Consider the following 19,086-nt stretch of genomic DNA (forward strand, 5'->3'; position numbering starts at 1 on the left):
AAGAGAGGCGGGGATGGCCGATGCTGCGTTTTCTATTTGATGAACCGGAGAGGGAGCCGCAAGGCCGCCTTGCGGAAACGTTACAGCTGATGAATCAGTTTGTCGCCATTTTGCATGAGAAGATCGAAGCGGGCAAGGACAATGATCATAAGCTCCGTACGTATGAAGTGTGGACGAAGGGGCTTATTGCCTCCTTGAACGAAATCGAGCAAAGCTGCTATGCGGCTAGACGGTTTAAGGAGAAGATCAAGTCGTCTTCCGTCAGCCAAATGTCGGAGGAGGAGGAGCTGAATTACCAGCGCTACGTTTATTTTGACAAAAACGCGTTTATCCGTATTTTTGCCTTGCTGGATAAGCTGAGCATTTTTCTTAATGACATCCTTGATCTCAAGACGGAGAAAATCAAGCCGCATTTCTCTTACTTCACCGTTCTTCGCAATATGCGGGACAAGAAGGCGCATCCGGATTTGACCTGGAAGCTGAACGACATCAAGGAGAGCCTGAAGGAGCCGATGGGACGGCTGCGGAAGCGCCGCAATACCGAGATTCATTACATGAATACGGAAATGCAGGATGATCTTGCGCAGGCGCATAAGATGTACGGAGAGGAAGTACAGTTAGAAAATATCGCGGCACAATCGGACGATCTCCAGCATGGACTGCAAATGGTGACAGGATCATTACGCCTAACCTTTGACTATGCTTGCAGACTAATACGAACCAGGTAGGCTTAAAATCGCGAGGAGGAATGCTCGTGGAGCTGATGGGCAGAACGGCGCTTGTAACCGGGAGCGCCAAAGGGCTTGGCAAACGGACTGCATTGCAGCTCGCAAGTCTTGGCTGCAGCATCGTGTTAAACTATCTGGAGAGCAGGCAGGAGGCGCTGGAGCTTCAGCGTGAGATTGAGCGGCTTGGCGTAAGAGCAACCGCCATACAAGGCGATATATCCGTTCCGGCAGGGGTAGCGCAGCTGGCAGCCGAAGCGGAAGCCTGGAATGGCGGCATCGATATTCTGGTGAACAACGCAGGCCCGTTTATACGCGAGCGGCGCTTGTTCGCCGATTATAATGAAGACGCTATCATTCAACTGTTAAATGGCAATTTGCTTGGCGTAATGCTGCTGGACCATAAGCTGCTTCCAGGCATGCGTAAGCGGGGCTGGGGGCGTATTATCCATCTTGGCTTCGGACACGCGGACGAAGCCAGGGCGTGGCCTCACAGGGCCGTATATGCGGCGGCGAAGACGGGTCTCGTCTCCTTCACCAAATCGCTTGCTGTCGAAGAGGCGCCCTCCGGCATTACCGTCAATATGATAGCACCCGGCGATATTAGAGGCCTGAACAAGGAGCGGACAATTGAAGAGGCGGCTTGCGAGAGGGAATTCGAGTCGCCGGTCGGCAGACCGGGAACCGGTGAAGATATCGCGAGGGTAATCGGTTTCCTTTGCCAATCGCGATCGGATTATTTAACCGGCAGCATTATTAACGTGACCGGCGGTTTCGATGCGATTCGTTCGAACATAATCGGATGATAAGGCACAAAAAAAGAGTCTTGCCTGCGTGTAGCGGGCAAGACTCTTTGCATTTTAGAATACCTGAACAACTTCCTGTACGCCTTCAACTTCTTCGAGCAGCGCGCGCTCGATGCCGGCTTTCAGTGTAATTGTCGAACTTGGGCAGCTTCCGCATGCACCCATCAGACGAAGTTTAACGATACCGTCCTCTACGTCTACCAGTTCTACGTCACCGCCGTCGCGTTGCAGGAACGGACGCAATTTATCCAGTACGTCCAATACTTCGTCGTACATTGTATCTTGTGCTTGACTCATTGCAATCATCTCCTTTCTCCCCTATTATAGTACAAAGTGCGAGGAATGAAAATGGATATCAACCGTTAAGGCCAGGTGATCATAAAATTGTCAAAACCGCTTATCGAGTTCTGCAACGGCAACATGCACCATGGTACGGAAACTCTTATGAAGCAGTATGAACAAGACGATCGGCTGAAGGTGGTCGAATACGGCTGTCTTGGCAACTGCGGAGAATGCTATTTGAAGCCATTCGCGTTAGTTGACGGCAGGATCATCGCTGCCGAATCCATAGAGGATCTGGAACACCGTATTCATGAAGCCATCAGCGCGAAGCCATAATTTAATTTCCGATTATCCCATATTTAAGACTAACCGAAGTGGCGTTTCGATTTCCAGAGAATACCGCTCTTGATCAAACGCGGAATTTTACCCATCATTGGCGTGCTGCCCATGAGGCCGAAGCCGCTTTTCTTCCCAAGGGAGCCCATAACGCCCTTCAGCTTGATTTTGCCAAGCTTAGGCGTTTTGTTGTTCCAAATGGCATGGATAGCTTCCGCGATTTGCTTGCCTTGCGCGCCGGCCGCTTGCCCGCTAGGGGAGAATGGCAGAGACGCGCAGTCGCCGCAAACAAACACATCGGTATAATCCGGCAGTTGATGGAGCTCATTAATGATAAGCCGTCCTTGTTTGTCCTTCGGCAGATTCATGCGCTGTACAATCTCAATCGGCTGAATGCCGGCTGTCCATACCGTTACGTCGGTCAGGATCGTTTGATTCGCATTCGCGTCATGCAAAGCGCCTTGCTCAAGGCGGCAGAGCGAAATATGGCTGAGCATTTCAACTTCATGCTCTCTGAACCAGGAAGATACAAACTTCTGCAGCGATCCAGGGAAGGCCGACATTACGCTTGGTCCGCGGTCAATGATGCGGATGTTCAGGTCGGAACGGGCTTCTCGCAGCTCTGCAGCCACTTCCACGCCGCTAAGGCCGCCTCCGATGATCGACACTTGGCCGTAAGGCTTCACGTCGTTTAGCATCTGGTAAGTTTTGCGTGCATTCGAAAGGGTTTGAATACTGTTAGAGAACTCTTCCGCCCCTTCTATGCCGTGGTAATTATCCGTACAGCCGAGTCCGATAACGAGCCATTCGTAATCGATTGGATCTTGGCCTTCCAGATAAACAAGCTTTTTGTCCAGATCGATATCTACAACTTCCCCGAACCGGGTTGTAAGACGCGGGTCCTGCGGGAATTTCACGCGAATATCCAAATCCGAAACCGTTCCGGCTGCAAGTGCGTAATATTCTGTTTTAAGGCCTTGATAAGGCATACGGTCTACGAGGATGACTTCAACATCGATTGGCAGCTGTTTCTCGATCACGTCTGCCGCGATAGCCTGGCCGCCGTAACCGCCGCCCAAAATAACAAATTTTCTCATATGATTCCCTACCCAACTCCATAATGATGAATGACTTGTTGTGTGCCTAATATGTGCGTCTGGCCGCGTGATTACTCATATACTTTAATTTCGTTATAGAACGTATCTCTCTCCACTGGGATACGTCCGGCTCCTTTAATGAGCCATAAGAGATCCTCACGCGTGATGCCTTCCGGCGTAAGCGCACCCGCCGCATGGCTGATTTTTTCTTTTACAATGGTGCCGTGAGCGTCAGATGCGCCCATCGTCAGAGCAACCTGAGTCAGTTGTGTACCAATGTTAATGAAGTAAGCTTTAATATGCTGAATGTTGTCCAGCATCAGGCGGCTGATCGCGATCGTCTTAAGATCCTCGAATGCCGAGTTGCGGCGGCGGATGCCGGCTTTCGGATTAATCGGCTGCATCGACAAAGGAATGAATACTTGGAATCCGTTCGTTTCGTCTTGAAGCTCGCGGATCTGCATCATGTGGCGAATACGGTCCTCATGCGATTCAATCGAGCCGTACAGCATGGTCGTATGCGTGCGCAGGCCAAGATTATGAGCGGTGCGGTGCACCTCTAAATATTGGCTGACGTCGGCTTTATCGACGCGCATTTTTTTGCGGTAATGATCGGATAATATTTCTGCGCCACCGCCGGTCAGCGATTTGAGGCCGACTTTCATAAGCTCTTCCAATACTTCCTTGTAGCTTAAACCGCTAATACGCGAGAAAAAGTCGATTTCCGCAGCTGTGTAGGCTTTAAGCGTTACTTCTGGGAAGCGCTCGTTTAATGCCTTCAGGGAATCGACGTAATATTGGAACGGAACATGTGGGTTATGACCGCCTACAATATGGAATTCTCGTACACCAGGGTGGAAATGCTGTTCAACGTACTCAATCATTTCTTGACCGGATAAGGTATAGGCGCCTGGTGCGCCTTCGTCTTTGCGGAAGTTACAGAATGCGCAATGCGCTTCACAGACGTTCGTAAAGTACAAGCTCATGTTTTCGATAAAATAAACCTTTTTACCGTTCTTGCGAAGGTTAACTTCATTAGCTAGTTGCCCAATCGTAAGCAGATCATCCGATTGATACAGGAATACACCGTCTTCAAGCGTAAGGCGTTCCCCGTTACGGACTTTGTCAATTATAGACTGCATTTGCTTATTTTCAGATGGAATGGCGATGTTCATCTTGGCAACCTCCTTTTTCTCAAAAGTTAGTTATGCGTAGTGCTGCGGCATGCTGCCATTTACCGTTCTAGGAAGAGTGGAATAAATTCAGGCTATGCCTTTGTGAAAAAAGTAACTTGCTCATCCGATTAAGAAAGCTTCCATTATTATAAACCCGTACGCAAAAGGCGGCAACACCTAAAGTCTTCAACTCGTTCCAATAGGAAGGCTCTCATCTCTTGAGGAAGCGGAAGAAGAGGAGTATACTGTAACTACAACGATACATTTATTCTTATTTATATAGAGGAGGGAAGAAGCATGATCACGATTAGTGAATCGGCATCTGAGAAAATCAAAGAAATGCTCGAGGAGGAAGGTACTCCCGGGTTGTTCCTGCGCATTGGGGTGAAGGAAGGCGGCTGCACAGGCTTCTCCTACGGCATGGGCTTCGACGATGAAGAGAACGAGAACGACAAGTCGATGGAAGTCGCGGACCTGAAAGTGGTCGTAGACGACGAAAGCTTGAAGTACTTATTCGGTCTTATCATCGATTGGAAAGAGTCGGCTATGGGCGGCGGCTTTACGATCGAAAATCCGAACGCAACCGCTACTTGCGGCTGTGGTTCCAGCTTCCGTACCGCTGCAGCAGCTGGTAAACCAGACAGCGACTGCTGATATTGGGCTGAGCACGCCTGTGCTCAGCTTTTTTATTTGGGATTCGCCAGTATGCAGGCTGCGCAAGTACCAATCGCCATTGTTCCCGGAATCTCTCAATTTATCGTACCAAGGTACGATTCCGGGAACAAAAGCGAGCACTCCGTTTCTCCAGAACATTCTTTTGCTCCGCCTCTGCGGCGAAGCCAAACAAAAGCATTGGCAAAAGGCCAGGCTCAGCCAGCCTTTTGCGACCAATTAGACAGGTTGCTAACACAACCTGTCTACACCAAAACCAAACCGGCGTCCCATTTAGTGGACGCCGGTTTTTTGTTTTAAAATGAAGTCGGCCGAGGAACGGAGGAAGTGAATACTCTTGAGCAACAGCGGTCGAAAGAGCGTTCACTTACGTAGTGACCTCCGCTTACCTCGTCATCTTACGAGAGTTCAGCCAAAGAGGAATACGGAACACCAGGTTGATGAGCAGAACGAAGAACACGAGTACCGCCGCCGACTTCTGGGCGATATCCTGGGCGTCCGGAACGATAGCCTCGGACTGAACATACCAGAGGTGAACGGCAAGCGTCTCGCCCGGTGAGAAGAGGCTGAAATCCCACATTTCGCCGGAGGTCGTAACGCCGGCCGTCAGAATGATAACGGCGCTTTCGCCAAAGGCGCGGCCCGCGACAAGACAGATCCCCGTAATAATTCCGTTCATGGCTGCAGGGATCAAGACGCGAACGATCGTCTGTAAATGTGTAGCCCCCAGCGCGAAGGAAGCATTTTTTAATTCCTTCGGCACGGCACGAATGGATTCTTCCGTTACGCGGGTCAGAACCGGCAGGTTCAAGAATGCCAAGCTGACAGCGCCGCCGAGAATCGTAAGGCCCAGCTGGAACATCTCAACGAACAGCGCGATACCAAACAAACCAAAGATGATCGAAGGTACGGAAGCGAGTCCCTCTACGCAAATCCGCACAAATGAGATCAGCTTGTTATCCGGCGCAAATTCGGCGAGATAGATACCCGCGGCCATCCCGAGCGGAATTGCAATCACAAGAGACAGGAACAGGATATAGAAGGAATTCAGCAGGGCAGGCCCGATACCGCCGCCTTCCTCAATCTCGCTCGGCAGGCCGAACAGAAAGTTCCAAGAGAGCTTCGGCAGGCCGTCCTTCAGAATAAGGAACAGGAGGCCGAGAATAAAGAGAACGATAGCAATGCCAACGGTCCAGACCAGAACCGTAAACAGACGGTTATTAAAGCTGTTGATTCCTCTTTTGCCGCGGAAAGGATTGGTTGTATTTACTGCGGTGTTTACATTGCTCATTATTGTTGTACTCCTCTCCGTTGCAGCCAGCGTACGCCTACGATCATCAGAAGCGAAATGGCAAGCAGCAGGAAGCCCATCAGGTACAGCGCATAGTTCCAGGTCGAGTCAAAAGGAACGTTAGCGATCTGCATAACGATGTTGCTCGTTAATACCGACGTAGGCTTAAGCAGGCTGTCCGCGATTTGCGGGGTATTGCCGATAACCATAACAACCGCCATCGTTTCGCCGATTGCGCGGGCCATGCCGAGAATAACGGCATACATAATACCGCTGCGGGCGGAAGGAATAAGCACCTTTACGACGGTTTGGAATCGTGTAGCGCCAAGCGCGTAAGAGGCATCGCTGAATTTCTTCGGTACGGCCGTAATGGAGTCATCGCTGATCCGGCTAATTGTCGGCAGGACCATAATGGTCAATACGAGAGATGCCGCAAGCAGGCCGTCACCCATGCCCGTGCCGGTAACGTTCCGGATCAACGGAATAAGAACCGTAAGGCCCAGGTAGCCGTAAACAACGGACGGAATGCCGACGAGCAGGTCCATGACAGGACGTAGCATATTTTTCAGCCATGCCGGAACAAAGGTCGACAGAAAGACCGCAATCAGGAGCGATAGCGGAACGGAAATAATCAACGTCAGCAAGGTAAGGGCAAACGTGCCGAAAATGAATAACAGTCCGCCGTATTGCTCGGTCTCCGGACTCCATTCCGTGGATAAGAAAAATTCGGAGAAGGACACGTCGCCAAAGGTCAACACGCCGGTGCGGAACATAAGCGCAAGGATAAGGAAAAGGATCAGACACACAAAACCGGCGCAGGCAATACAAACGTAACGGAACAGGCGGTTCATCACGAACAGGCGCTTCCTGCGGTCAAACGGCTTTCCGCTTCCCGTCAAAAGACTGCCGCCCAGATCGATCTGGCCCGCAGTGGATGAGGTATCTAACATATGGATTGATCGGCTCCTTCGGTAGCAAGCAGCCGCCTGTCGCTTCGCGAAAGACGGCCGCCGTTACCTATATTCGATTAACTTGGATTATTTCATTGCGGAAAGCGGGATGAACTTCAGCTTTTTCAGCGAACCGTTTTGGAACTTAGCGCTTTGCACGTATTTGATGAATTCTTTAACAACGCCTGTAGGTTGGCCTTTCGTCATGTAGTAGCCGTAGCCCCAAACTTTGTATTTACCGTTGATTACGTTGTCTACAGTTGGAGCAACGCCGTTGATGCTTACGCCAGTCATTTTGGTAGTGATGTAAGCGAAGTCGAGGTAACCGATAGCGCCTGGAGTCGACTCAACGGCTGTTTTCATGTCGCCGCTTGTTTTAACTTCTTTGTAGTTGGAGCCTTTTGTCATGAAGTCCGTACCGTTCAGCGCTTTTTGTTGGAAGTTAACGCGGGTACCGGAACCAAATGCACGGTTAACGACGATGATATCAGCATCTTTGCCGCCAACTTCTTTCCAGTTCGTTACTTTGCCGGAGAAAATGTCTTGCAGCTGTTTTGTAGTCAGGTTTGTTGCCGTAACGCTTTTGTTAACTACTGCAGCGAACGGAGTAACCGCTACTTTGTTAGCTACTTGGCCAGTGAAGGCTTCGAAGCCAGGAACAGCTTGCGTAGCGTCCCAGTCAACCGCACCGATATCAGCGATACCTTTGCGTACGGATTGAGGACCTGTGATGGAACCAGCAGCCGAAGCGGAGATTTTAACCTTCGGATTCAGCTTTTTGAATTCGTTAGCCGCTTGAAGAGTAAGCGGAAGAAGGGCGGACGAGCCGTTGATTACGATTTTGCCGGACAGCTTGCTTGCTGCTTCCGTCTTTGTAGGGGCTTGAACGGAGCCAAAGCCGATTGTTGCGATAAGAGCGGCTACAGTAGCCACTTTAAGCCATTTCAGTTTCATTTTTTATTTTCCTCCTAAAATAATTGTGCTTAATTGTTTATTAGCGAGTAATGGTTGTGAATTTGCCGTTAACCGGAACAGCCAGCTGGTCGTTGCTGATTGCGGCGATATCGCCTTTGCCCGATACGATCAGCTCGGATACGGCATCCGATACGCTGAACAGCTTGCTTGCCGTACCTGTTGCAGGATCGATGGCGCTGATGCTGTTTGCATCGCCTTTAGCCGTCAAGACGATCAATTTGCCGTCAGCTTGATTCATTTGGTACACGTCTTCAGCGCTGTACACGGTTGCTGCTTCAAGAGAAGCGGTGTTTACCGAAGCAACGCTGCCCGTATTGTCATCGCCGATGCTTACGTAGTAAACTTTGGAGCCGTCAACAGACAATTCCAGGAACGCTTTGTCGCTTGCATCCTTCGTCAATTGAACCGGCTTGTTGTCGCCTTTAGCCGAGTCGTAGAAGAAAGCTTGCGTTTCCGTACCTGTTGGGTCGATCGTAACATCGTCCTTGCTTACGTCCGTAGCGTCATTTTTAACAACAGGCTGTTTGATTTGGAAGTAAGCCACTTTAGTGCCGTCAGCGGATACCGTAAGGTTAGCTTTGTAGTCGACTTTGTCTTCCAGAATTTTCGTTACGCTGCCGTCAGCCAGGCTGAGCTTGCAGATAACGGAGTTTTTGTCGCCTTGGAAGAAGAAGATCGAGCTTCCGTCAGCGGAGAATACCATTTCGTTTTTAATCGAAGTATCCGTGCTTACTTTTGTCGACTGTTTCGTGCTCAGATCGATAACGTTAACCGTGCCGTCTTCTTCGGAATAAGCGGCTTTCGAACCGTCCGGAGACACGATCAGTTCGGAAGTATCGGACGAAGTAAGCAGCAGTTCATTTTTGCCAGTCGCAGCGTCAACCAGATAATCTTCGCGGCCGTTCTCGCCAGAAATCGATGCGATCAGCTTCGAAGCGTTTACCCATGTCACTTGATCGACATTCTCGAGGAATTTGACCGAAGTGATGTTGCCGTTCGAGTAGCCTACGCCCAGTTTGCCAAGGAAGCTTACCGGTTCAACGAATGCTGTACCGTTTACAGTCACGGCATTGCTCAGCTTAACGACATTGTGGTTCAATTGAACGGTAATTGTGCTGCCTGTAACGTTCAGGGAAGCTTCAAGAGCTTTCGCCAGGTCGCGAACGGAAGCGAGCGTTACGCCTTGCGCGTCAATCGTGCGGATTGCGACAGAGTTGCCGTTGATGGATACGGTAATGGTACCGACTTGAACCGCTTGTGCCGTTTGTACGGCCGATTGCGCCATTACTGGTGTAACAGCTGCTGCTCCAATTGCTGTTGCGAGCACGGAAATGACTACTGCTTTTTTCATTTGTAGTTCGTCACCTTTCTTATTTTCGAATAGTTGCTAGGTCCGACGGCACTACGCCGGTATGTATGAATGGCCTTGATTTTTCCCCCCGTCAAGCCGCGTCGGAACTATTTCGATTTCAAAGCTAGTCTAACAGCGGATTATTATCCCATTATTTAGAAATTGTAATGATTTTGTGAAGAAAGACCTAAGTTGATAGGAAATGTTGAAATTGCTATCCTAAATGACAATGAGGAGGAATGTCGAAATGTATCGGATATTCATCATCGAGGACGATGACAAAATAGGAGCTATTCTGAAATCAACCATGGAGAAATACGGGTTTGAAGCGAAGAGGGCTGCACAGTTCAAGGATTTGCTGGGGGAGTTTGCGTCCTATGATCCGCATCTTGTGCTGCTCGACATCAATCTTCCGTATTTCGACGGCTTTTATTGGTGCAGACAGATCCGGACAAGGTCTAACGTCCCGATTCTGTTTATCTCAGCCCGCGAAGGAGAGATGGATCAGGTGATGGCCATTGAAAATGGCGGGGACGACTATCTTTCGAAGCCAATCCATCTGGATCTGCTGCTCGCGAAGGTAAGAGGAGCTTTGCGCCGGGCTTACGGGGAATATGCCGCGGCTTCTGCAGCATCGGCAGCGGCATCCTCCGAGCTCGAATTGTACGGACTGCGCCTTAATCTTAGCCGCAACGAGCTGGAATGGCAGGGAGAGCGGACGGAGCTGACGAAGAACGAACGGCTGCTGGCCGAAGCTTTTATGAAGAAACCGGATGAAATTGTGGCAAGAGAGCAGCTGCTTGAGGCATTATGGGATGATGTTCAGTTCGTGGATGACAATACGCTAACCGTTAATGTGACCCGGCTGCGCAAGAAGCTCGAAGAAATCGGCATTATAAAAGCGATTGAGACGGTACGCGGACAAGGTTACCGGCTGAGCGCCGAAGCATTGCGGGAGGCAAAAGCATGATCCGTGCTTATCTATGGGACCGTAAAGTTCTGATCGCAACCTACCTGTTAGGCTCCTTAATGGCCTGTGCGATGATTTCTCTCGACAGGCTTCGTTATGAGAGAGCGGACGCGGGCCTTTTCTATTATTACGCCGAGCTTGCGGTTTTCCTGCTGATTATTGGACTGGCCGTTGACTATCTTCGTCAGCGCAGTTATTACAAGCAGCTTCAGGATGCGATTGAACACGGAACGGAGCTCAAGGCTTCGATGGTGGTTACTTCCGGCGTCACCAAAGAACAGATTGCCGTGCAAAAGCTATTGGCCGCGCAATACGGCGCATACTTGACCGAGCTTAGCCAGTACCGCCGGCAGCAGGAGCAGCATAATCATTTTGTCCTGCAATGGGTTCACCATATGAAGACGCCGGTGTCGGTTATTGATCTGCTTGTTCAGGAGGCGCTGCAGGAACAGGATGCTCCGCCTGCCCATTCGGAAAGACTGCAAAGCATCCGCGAGGAGACCGGCAGGATGACAAGAGGACTCGATATGATGCTGCATACGGCGAGGCTCGACAAGATCGAGTTTGATCTGCATCCCCGTTCGGTTCCGCTTCATGAAGCGGCCCGCAGCGTAATAAACGCGCACAAGCAGCTCTGCATCCGTCACGCTATATTCCCGAGAATTGACGGTGAGGCGGTTGTGGAGACCGACGAGAAATGGCTGACGTTTATTTTGAACCAGCTGATCGGTAATGCTATTAAATATTCAAAGCGCAAGCCGGGCTCGAAGAAGCTGATTGTCAGTATTGAGAAGGAACCGGATCTAAGCGCCGTCAGGCTGTCAGTTATAGATGAAGGAATCGGGATTGAGGCGCATGATCTGCCAAGGATTTTCGATCCTTTTTTCACCGGAGAGAATGGCCGTGCGGTCGAGGAGTCAACGGGTATGGGGCTTTACTTGGCCAAGCAGGTATGCGGCAATCTTGGTCTTGAGCTGCATGCCGAATCAGAGGTTGGTTCCGGCACGAAGGTTACGGTTGTGTTCCGCCCTGAAGGGATCCATTTGTTGCGTTAGGTATGCCAATGTGATCGAAACATGACAAAATCGTAAGGTTCAAAGCCTCCAATTGAAAGGTAAATCGATGGGTTGATCAGGGCGGATGGAGCTATACTGAGTCCATAATCAAAACAAATGAGCAAGTCTTGGGAGGCTATTGCGATGAGTGTATTGCGTACGAAAGGGATTGGAAAGATTTATCATTCGAAAGGGAATATGTCCTATCGGGCACTTGAGGATATCGATCTGAACATTGAAGCGGGAGAATTTGTTGGCGTTATGGGGCCTTCGGGCAGCGGGAAAACAACGCTTCTTAACCTGCTGGCCACGATTGACCGTCCGACATCCGGCGAGCTGGAGATTAACGGTGTACAGCCCGGCAAGCTGAGCGACAAGATGCTGGCGTTGTTCCGCCGCAGGGAGCTGGGCTTTGTGTTTCAGGACTTTAACCTGCTGGATACGATGACGATTAAGGAAAATATTATTTTGCCGCTTGTGCTGGAAGGCGTAGCACCGCGTGTCATTGAAGAAAAGCTGAAGCCGCTGGCGATTATGCTGAATATCGATCAAATTCTGGACAAACGGACCTATGAGGTGTCCGGCGGACAGAAGCAGCGTGCCGCTATTGCCCGGGCAATCATCCACCAGCCCGCGCTGGTGCTAGCCGACGAGCTCACCGGCAACCTCGATTCCAAAGCGGCGAAGGATGTCATGGACGCGCTGAAGGATATGAACGAGCGCCTTGGCGCAACGGTTCTGATGGTAACGCATGATCCGTTCTCGGCTAGCTATTGCAAACGCATCGTCTTTATTAAGGACGGCAAGCTGTTCAGCGAAATCCGGAGAGGAACGAACCGTCAGGCGTTCTTCCAGCAGATTCTGGATTCTTTGAGTGTACTGGGAGGTAATTTCGATGACGTTCCGTTCGCTCGCGCTTAGCAATATGAAAGGAAATTGGCGTTCCTACAGCGCCTTTTTCCTAAGCTGCGTATTTTCCGTGCTGATCTTCTATATGTATTCGTCGTTTATTTTTCATCCGGACGTAGTAAACGGGCATATTGAGCAGGCGGTCAAGGTAAGAAGAGGGATGTTGTTCTGCCTGTACATCATCGGTATCTTCTCATTCTTGTTTGTCCTGTACTCCAACTCGGCTTTTCTTAAAACGCGGAAGCAGGAGTTTGGTTTATTGTCCTTATTCGGGATGACCAAGGCGCAGCTGAGAAAGCTCGTTATCTATGAAAGCATTGCCTTGGCCATTTTGTCCATCGGCGTCGGGATCGGTCTTGGCATGTTGTTCAGCAAGCTGTTCTTTATGGCTTTATCGGTGTTCCTGAAAGTTACGGACCCGATCCCGTTCGCCGCCCCGCTGAAGGCGGTCGGAATGACCGGGCTTGGATTTTTTGTTCTGTTTGTCGCGATTGCGGTCCTTACCTCGCTTCGGATCGGCAAAGCCGAGCTGATAGAGCTCTTCAAGGCTGGACGCAAGCCAAAAGGAACGCTGCTGTTCTCGCCTTGGCTTGTTGCGCTGGCGCTTGTATCCCTTGGCGCTGGTTATACGATGGCGGTTATGTTAAATTCGTTTAACTTCTTGTATTTGTCGCTTCTTATCCTGATAACGGTGACGGTCGGAACCTATTTCCTGTTCACGCAGTTCAGCGTGCTGCTGATCCGTTTCCTGCAGAGGCGCCATTCGTTCTTTTATAACAGGACTAATATGGTTGTTCTGTCGCAGCTTGGCTATAAGCTGAAGGATAATGCTCGTATTCTGTTTATGGTCTCGATTATGAGCGCGGTTATTCTGACCGCATCCGGTACGTTTTATTTGATGCAGATCAGCGCCAAGCAGCAGATTCACCAGTTCTATCCGTATGCGGTTGCCGTGATGGAAAAAGGGCTTCAAAGCCATGAAGTGATTGATCCGGAAGAGCTGAAGACGCATCTTCGCGAAGCGGGCCATCCCGTTACCGATGAGAAAATTGTCGCCGGAGCCAGCGTAATCGATATTAAGCTGACGCGGAGCAACGGGAACAACATCGACTATAATCCGGATACGATGGTGATCTCGGAGTCGGATTACAATCGCTTAGCGGATGCGCAAGGGAAAAAGAAAATTCTTTTGAAGCCGGGGATGGTGGCAATGCCCGGATCCTTCAGCCCTCCCATTGAAAGGATTCAGGGGAAGGTAAAGGACGCGACGTTTGATTACCCCGTAGCGGCGGACCATTCCGAGGGCGTCATGAACCAGACCGATTTTAACTGGATGACTATTATTGTGGAGGATGGCGACTACAAGAAGCTTCTTGCCAATGTTCCGGATAGCGAGCAGCTTGTCTGGTACGGATATGAGGTGAAGGATTGGGAAAGTGCGGGTCCCGCTATCAAGAAATTGCAAGTAAAAGAGGGTCTTGAAGGGCAAATCAACCGCAATCGCGCGGACAACTTCGCCAACATGAAAGAAACCAGCTCGCTTACGCTGTTTATCGGCCTGTTTATCAGCTTGCTGTTCTTTATCGCATCGGGCAGCTTGATTTACTTCAAGATGTTTACGGAGCTGCAGGAGGATCAGGCGCAATTCAACGCTTTGAAACGAATCGGAATGACGAGCCAGGAGATTCGGAAAATAACGGTGACCCAGATCGGCATCATTTTCTATCTGCCCTGCTTGGTCGGTACCATTCATGCGCTGTTTGCGATGAAGGCACTGGACGGATTGATGGAATCCACCGTGTGGCTGTATTCGTTTGTGATTATCGGCATCTTTGTTGTCATGCAGACGATTTACTTCCTGCTCGCAAGCATGAGTTACTCCAAAGGATTGAATAGAGGAACGGCCAGCGCTTAAGGCGCCGGCCGTTTTTTTTATTCTTCAATTAGATTGCTGCCTCTCCAGCCAGGAAATCCGTTTCGTTCTTAATCCGTTGAGCGCTGCTTCCGCGGAGGTATACTCTGCCTGCAGCTTTTTTACTACCGTTCTGACTTCATGCGCGGCTTCGCAGGTGCGGTCTTGAGTCTCTTTGATCCGTTTCTGAACGATCCAGTCCGTAATCAGACCGTCAAACCAATAATCTCCGAACTTCAGCAGGCCGCTGATATCGACATGGATATCAAGGCTGCGCTGCAGATCCGCGAGCTCATCCCGGAAGCTCTTCAGCTCATGATTAGCCGCTGCAATGGAGGCCTTCGCATCATCGATATGCTCGTGTTTGATATGAGTGGAAATTAGTCCGCCGTTGCCCCACGTATCCCAATTGCCCCAGTTGATTGCTTTGTCGAGACTCTCGATAGCCGGTTCAAGCGAGGCAAGCACCCGTCTGCCTGCCGTAAAAGCTTCGTTCAGTTCTCGTACGGTAACCTGCTGAGCCGCAATCTCGGTTTCCATGGCCATCAGCTCAGCCGCTGTGCCTGGCGTGCTTCTTAGAAATTGCTCCTGTTCCTTGAGCAGCCGTTCATACTCCTGTTCAGCGCTGAGATTGGCGCTAATGACCATTCCGGCCTGCATAATCTCTTCCTTCAGCTTACTCTGTTCCTGCTTGGCTTCCGATAGCTTGAGAGCTGCGGCGACCGCCTGCTGACGCTCCATTTCCAACTGTTCGTCCTTGCTGCGCAGGAGCGTATGGAACAGATTCGTCAGGGTCATCCGCGTGAGCTTGTCGACGTCGGCCTGCTCTGATTCGAGATCAAGCTCCAGGCGGATGATCTGCCGCTCCAGCTCGTTTAATCGGGAACGGAATTGATTTTGTCTGCGAATGGCTTTTTCAAGTTCGTATTTGCGTTCCTTTGCTTCCGTCAAACGATCAAACAAAGAATTTGTCATAAGCAGGAATTCCCTCCTGGAATAGGGTGATCATTGCAACTCTATACGAGGGAGGGGATCATTAAGTTTCATTCCTTGGTGACGGATATAAGTTACGGCTGAAACGTTAGATCAATCTGAATAATCTCGGAACGGCTGCCAAGGCGGATCGGCGGTCCCCAGGAGCCAAAGCCGGAGGAAACAATGGCGTGCAGACTGCCCTTCAGCTTATAGCCCCAATCCAGCTCGAAGATGCGGCGGGTGATCAGATGGTTAGGAGCCATTTGCCCGCGATGGGTATGACCGGATAAGGAGAGGTCGATGCCGTTTACGGCCGCTTGCTCCAGATCGGAAGGCTGGTGATCCATCATAATGAGCGGGCGGGCTTTATCCAGGTCGGCAATCAGCTCGCTGATCGGAAGGCGGCCTTCCGGATCGCTATGCCGCGCCGCCAGGTCTTTGCGTCCAACGATATAGAAGCTGTCCTGAACAAGGATATTTTCATCCAGAAGCACTCGAATGCCGATCGCATTCATCTGGGCAATGTATTCCTGAATGTGACCGCCGATATATTCGTGATTGCCCAGCACGGCATAAATGCCAAGCGGTGCCTTCAGCTTTCTCATGGTAGCGGCCATATTGCGGCGAATAAACGGATCAATGCTGTCGTCAATGACGTCGCCGGGCAGAAGAATCAGATCCGGCTTCATTTCCTCCATGTGGCTGACAAGGCGGTCAAGATGCTTGTTGCCAACAACCGTGCCCAGATGGATATCGGAGGCAACCCCGATCCGGAGCTTCCGGATATCGCCGGCTTGCTTCGGAATGGTCAGGTCATAATTGCGGACAATCGGAGTCCAGGCGTTCCAAGCTCCCCGAATAAGGATCGAGGCCAAGAGAACGAAGGTAACCGTACCGACGGAAGCAACGGCTGTTTTGTAGGAAACGGAAGCAAGGGTCAACAGCCAGACGGCCAGATCCGCGAGGGGCAGAATGAGAAGGCCGTATTCCATAACGGCAAACCAGTAAGAACCGATATTTTTCAGAAAATAAGCAACTTGGCGGACCGGCGAAGCCGAATGCTGTCCAAACCGTCCGATAAGCCAGGCGAAGGAGAGGATGCCAACGATAACGCCATAAGGCCAGGCGTGCTCCAGGTTAAACAGCGTGGACAGGTATACCCACCCATTCCAGCCGATGTACCAGTTCACCAGGCCAAATACAAGGAGGAAGACGGTAATAACGGGAATAAATCTAGCTTTCACTTGGACATCACCTTACTTCCGTATATAGGGTTCGTTAAACTCGTGAACCTACTATATCACACCGGCAATTGCCGGGTAAAATAAGGCGGATGCAGCGGCTGGCATTGGTCTCGCCGCCTTTTTTCTAGTATACTTGTACAATGATTTTACGGCAGGGAGAGGGATTCGAAAATGAAATCGTTAGTGCTTGCGGAAAAGCCAAGCGTCGCAAAAGAAATTGCGCGCGTTCTCGGCTGCAGCAGCAAAAATAAAAGCTATATGGAAGGCCCTGATTACGTGGTCACATGGGCGCTTGGCCATTTGGTGACGCTTGCGGAGCCGGAGGATTATGATCCGAAATACAAGACTTGGAACCTGGAGGATCTTCCTCTGCTTCCGGGTAAAATGAACCTGAAGGTCATGCGCGAGACGTCGCATCAATACAAGGCGGTTGCGCAGCTGTGCAAACGTCCGGATATTGGCGAGCTTATTATCGCAACCGATGCCGGGCGGGAAGGCGAGCTTGTAGCCAGATGGATTATGGAGCTTGTTCATTGGCGCAAACCGTTCAAGCGGCTGTGGATTTCGTCCCAGACGGACAAAGCGATCAAGGATGGCTTCAAGGCGCTTAAGCCAGGCCAGCAATACAATAACTTGTACGCATCGGCCGTCTGCCGGGCGGAAGCGGACTGGCTGATCGGTCTTAATGTCACTCGTGCGCTTACGGTGAAATACAATGCCCAGCTTGCTGCCGGCCGCGTACAGACGCCAACGCTTGGCGCGCTGATCGACCGGGAGAAAGAAATTAACCAATTCCAGTCGCAGCCTTATTGGACGGTATCGGCGGATCTGGGCGCTTTCCAGGCGTTGTGGCGCCAGAATGACAATCATGACGGCAGAGTGTGGGACAGAAGCGAAGCTGAAGCGGTTGCCTCACGCCTGCAAGGGAAGAACGCCAAGGTTGACAAGCTTCGCACGACCCAGAAGTCCGAGACTCATCCGCAAGCTTTCGATTTGACGGAGCTGCAGCGGGAAGCGAATAAACGGCTTGGTTTTTCGGCGAAAATGACGTCCAATGTCCTGCAGAAGCTCTACGAGCAGCATAAGCTTGTAACTTACCCCCGAACGGACTCTCGTTATTTGTCGAGCGATATCGTGCCAACGCTTAAAGGACGCCTGGAGAGCGTGGCGGTAGGACCGTATGCGCCGCTTGCCCGCAAGCTGCTTCGGGGTCAGCTGACCGTCACGAAAAGGTTCGTGGACGACAGCAAGGTCAGCGATCATCACGCGATTATTCCGACCGATGAATACGTGAATTTATCGGCTCTTAGCAATGATGAACGCAAGCTGTACGATCTGATCGTGCGCCGTTTTATCGCGTTGTTTTACCCGCCGTATACGTATGACGAGACAAGCGTCGTGCTGACGGTTGGTCAAGACAAGCTGTACGCGAAAGGCAAAGTCCAGAAGGATATTGGCTGGAAAGAGCTGTACGGCGGCAGCGATGCGAGATTTGCCGCGGACGAGGACGACGAAGAGGAGAGCGGGCGCGGGGAGGACAAGAGCACGCCGGAACAGCTGCTGCCGGAGCTTGTCCAAGGACAAGCGGTCCCGGTGAAGCATAGCCGCTTGAAGGAGCTGCGCACGCTTCCTCCGGCGCGTTATACGGAGGCCTCCTTGCTCTCGAAGATGGAGAAGCATGGACTCGGCACGCCGGCAACCCGCGCGGATATTATCGAGAAGCTTCTTTCGACCGATACCATTGAGCGTACCCAGAACCGTCTGATTCCGACCAGTAAAGGCAAACAGCTGATCGAGCTGGTTGTTGACGAGCTGCGCAGCCCGGAGCTGACGGCGAAGTGGGAGCGGGAACTGGAGCTTATCGCGCACGGCCAAGGTGACGCCAAGCGGTTCATGGCGGGAATCCGGGAGCAGGCGGACAAATGGGTTACGGCGGTTAAGAACGAAACGAAGGAATACAAGCCGCATAACTTGACCCATTCGCGTTGCCCGGAATGCGGCAAGCTGCTGATGGAAGTGAAGGGCAAGCGCGGCAAGTCGCTGGTCTGCTCCGACCGGGAGTGCAGCTACCGCCGTCAGGCGGAGCCTGCGCTGTCCAATAAACGCTGCCCGCAATGCCATAAGAAGATGGAGATTCATAACGGCAAAGCAGGTAAATACGCGCAGTGCAGACTATGCAACGTTATTGAGATGCTAGGTGACAAGCAGGGCGGAAGGATCAATAAGCATCAGCAGAAGAAGATGATTGAGCAGTATAGCGATAATGTATCGTTGTCCAATAGTCTCGCCGATGCGCTGAAAGCCGCGATGAACAAACAGGATAACGAATAACCGGAAGAGGGAGTGCCGTGAAGAACGGTA

18 protein-coding genes are annotated in these 19,086 nt (G+C 51.1%); 9 read left to right on the forward strand and 9 right to left on the reverse strand.

Annotated elements, in window-relative coordinates; translation table 11 throughout:
- The first annotated feature begins 20 nt into the window (after positions 1-20).
- Positions 21-728: a Cthe_2314 family HEPN domain-containing protein gene (locus tag WFJ73_RS29930; protein WP_336776549.1), complete on the forward strand. Its 708-nt coding sequence runs from the start codon at positions 21-23 to the stop codon at positions 726-728.
- Positions 729-748: 20 nt separating this feature from the next.
- A complete protein-coding gene (locus WFJ73_RS29935; protein WP_442956003.1) occupies positions 749-1,531 on the forward strand; it encodes an SDR family oxidoreductase in 783 nt (260 codons plus the stop codon).
- A gap of 54 nt (positions 1,532-1,585) precedes the next feature.
- Here the strand turns inward: WFJ73_RS29935 and WFJ73_RS29940 are convergent, their stop codons facing one another.
- Positions 1,586-1,828 carry a NifU family protein gene (locus tag WFJ73_RS29940; protein ID WP_015846404.1) on the reverse strand — a complete coding sequence of 81 codons (243 nt, stop codon included), beginning with the start codon at positions 1,826-1,828 and terminating at the stop codon, positions 1,586-1,588.
- Positions 1,829-1,915: 87 nt separating this feature from the next.
- Here WFJ73_RS29940 and WFJ73_RS29945 point away from each other — a divergent pair, with 87 nt between their 5' ends.
- Positions 1,916-2,149 carry a YuzB family protein gene (locus tag WFJ73_RS29945; protein WP_336776551.1) on the forward strand — a complete coding sequence of 78 codons (234 nt, stop codon included), beginning with the start codon at positions 1,916-1,918 and terminating at the stop codon, positions 2,147-2,149.
- 29 nt (positions 2,150-2,178) lie between these two features.
- Here the strand turns inward: WFJ73_RS29945 and WFJ73_RS29950 are convergent, their stop codons facing one another.
- Together WFJ73_RS29950 and mqnE are read right to left on the reverse strand one after the other, a co-directional pair.
- Positions 2,179-3,246 (reverse strand): NAD(P)/FAD-dependent oxidoreductase, encoded by a 1,068-nt coding sequence (locus WFJ73_RS29950; RefSeq protein ID WP_336776552.1) that lies wholly within the window; start codon positions 3,244-3,246, stop codon positions 2,179-2,181.
- Positions 3,247-3,317: 71 nt separating this feature from the next.
- Positions 3,318-4,421: an aminofutalosine synthase MqnE gene (gene mqnE, locus WFJ73_RS29955; protein WP_336776553.1), complete on the reverse strand. Its 1,104-nt coding sequence runs from the start codon at positions 4,419-4,421 to the stop codon at positions 3,318-3,320.
- Between the two features lie 297 nt (positions 4,422-4,718).
- On the opposite strand from mqnE, the gene erpA reads away from it, so the two are divergent.
- The gene (erpA, locus tag WFJ73_RS29960; protein ID WP_336776554.1) at positions 4,719-5,075 is read left to right on the forward strand and encodes an iron-sulfur cluster insertion protein ErpA; all 357 of its coding nucleotides are present in this window, start codon (positions 4,719-4,721) and stop codon (positions 5,073-5,075) included.
- A gap of 403 nt (positions 5,076-5,478) precedes the next feature.
- Here erpA and pstA read toward each other — a convergent pair whose 3' ends face one another.
- The 4 genes from pstA to WFJ73_RS29980 form a co-directional block, all read right to left on the reverse strand.
- A complete protein-coding gene (gene pstA / locus WFJ73_RS29965) occupies positions 5,479-6,384 on the reverse strand; it encodes a phosphate ABC transporter permease PstA (protein WP_336776555.1) in 906 nt (301 codons plus the stop codon).
- Positions 6,384-7,334, reverse strand: a complete 951-nt coding sequence (gene pstC / locus WFJ73_RS29970; protein ID WP_015846398.1) for a phosphate ABC transporter permease subunit PstC — start codon at positions 7,332-7,334, stop codon at positions 6,384-6,386. Before pstC ends, pstA begins: the two co-directional genes overlap by 1 nt.
- Before the next feature lie 87 nt (positions 7,335-7,421).
- On the reverse strand, positions 7,422-8,288 hold the full coding sequence (locus WFJ73_RS29975; RefSeq protein ID WP_015846397.1) for a phosphate ABC transporter substrate-binding protein: 867 nt from the start codon (positions 8,286-8,288) through the stop codon (positions 7,422-7,424).
- A 40-nt stretch (positions 8,289-8,328) separates the two neighbouring features.
- A complete protein-coding gene (locus tag WFJ73_RS29980) occupies positions 8,329-9,660 on the reverse strand; it encodes a TolB family protein (RefSeq protein WP_336776556.1) in 1,332 nt (443 codons plus the stop codon).
- Positions 9,661-9,907: 247 nt separating this feature from the next.
- Here WFJ73_RS29980 and WFJ73_RS29985 point away from each other — a divergent pair, with 247 nt between their 5' ends.
- The 4 genes from WFJ73_RS29985 (at position 9,908) to WFJ73_RS30000 (ending at position 14,509) form a co-directional block, all read left to right on the forward strand.
- On the forward strand, positions 9,908-10,630 hold the full coding sequence (locus WFJ73_RS29985; RefSeq protein ID WP_336776557.1) for a response regulator transcription factor: 723 nt from the start codon (positions 9,908-9,910) through the stop codon (positions 10,628-10,630).
- On the forward strand, positions 10,627-11,685 hold the full coding sequence (locus tag WFJ73_RS29990; protein ID WP_336776558.1) for a sensor histidine kinase: 1,059 nt from the start codon (positions 10,627-10,629) through the stop codon (positions 11,683-11,685). The genes WFJ73_RS29985 and WFJ73_RS29990 overlap by 4 nt, the downstream gene beginning before the upstream one ends.
- A gap of 144 nt (positions 11,686-11,829) precedes the next feature.
- Positions 11,830-12,606: an ABC transporter ATP-binding protein gene (locus WFJ73_RS29995; protein ID WP_336776559.1), complete on the forward strand. Its 777-nt coding sequence runs from the start codon at positions 11,830-11,832 to the stop codon at positions 12,604-12,606.
- Positions 12,581-14,509 (forward strand): ABC transporter permease, encoded by a 1,929-nt coding sequence (locus WFJ73_RS30000; protein ID WP_336776560.1) that lies wholly within the window; start codon positions 12,581-12,583, stop codon positions 14,507-14,509. Before WFJ73_RS29995 ends, WFJ73_RS30000 begins: the two co-directional genes overlap by 26 nt.
- A 24-nt stretch (positions 14,510-14,533) precedes the next feature.
- Here WFJ73_RS30000 and WFJ73_RS30005 read toward each other — a convergent pair whose 3' ends face one another.
- Both WFJ73_RS30005 and WFJ73_RS30010 read right to left on the reverse strand, forming a co-directional pair.
- Positions 14,534-15,481, reverse strand: a complete 948-nt coding sequence (locus tag WFJ73_RS30005) for a hypothetical protein (RefSeq protein WP_336776561.1) — start codon at positions 15,479-15,481, stop codon at positions 14,534-14,536.
- 92 nt (positions 15,482-15,573) lie between these two features.
- Complete coding sequence (locus WFJ73_RS30010) at positions 15,574-16,725, reverse strand: metallophosphoesterase (protein WP_336776562.1); 1,152 nt, start codon at positions 16,723-16,725, stop codon at positions 15,574-15,576.
- 171 nt (positions 16,726-16,896) lie between these two features.
- On the opposite strand from WFJ73_RS30010, the gene WFJ73_RS30015 reads away from it, so the two are divergent.
- Positions 16,897-19,056, forward strand: a complete 2,160-nt coding sequence (locus WFJ73_RS30015) for a DNA topoisomerase III (RefSeq protein ID WP_336776563.1) — start codon at positions 16,897-16,899, stop codon at positions 19,054-19,056.
- Positions 19,057-19,086 lie beyond the last annotated feature (30 nt).

The sequence above is a fragment of the Paenibacillus sp. MMO-58 genome, assembly GCF_037146255.1.
In the GTDB taxonomy this organism is placed as follows: Bacteria; Bacillota; Bacilli; order Paenibacillales; family Paenibacillaceae; genus Pristimantibacillus.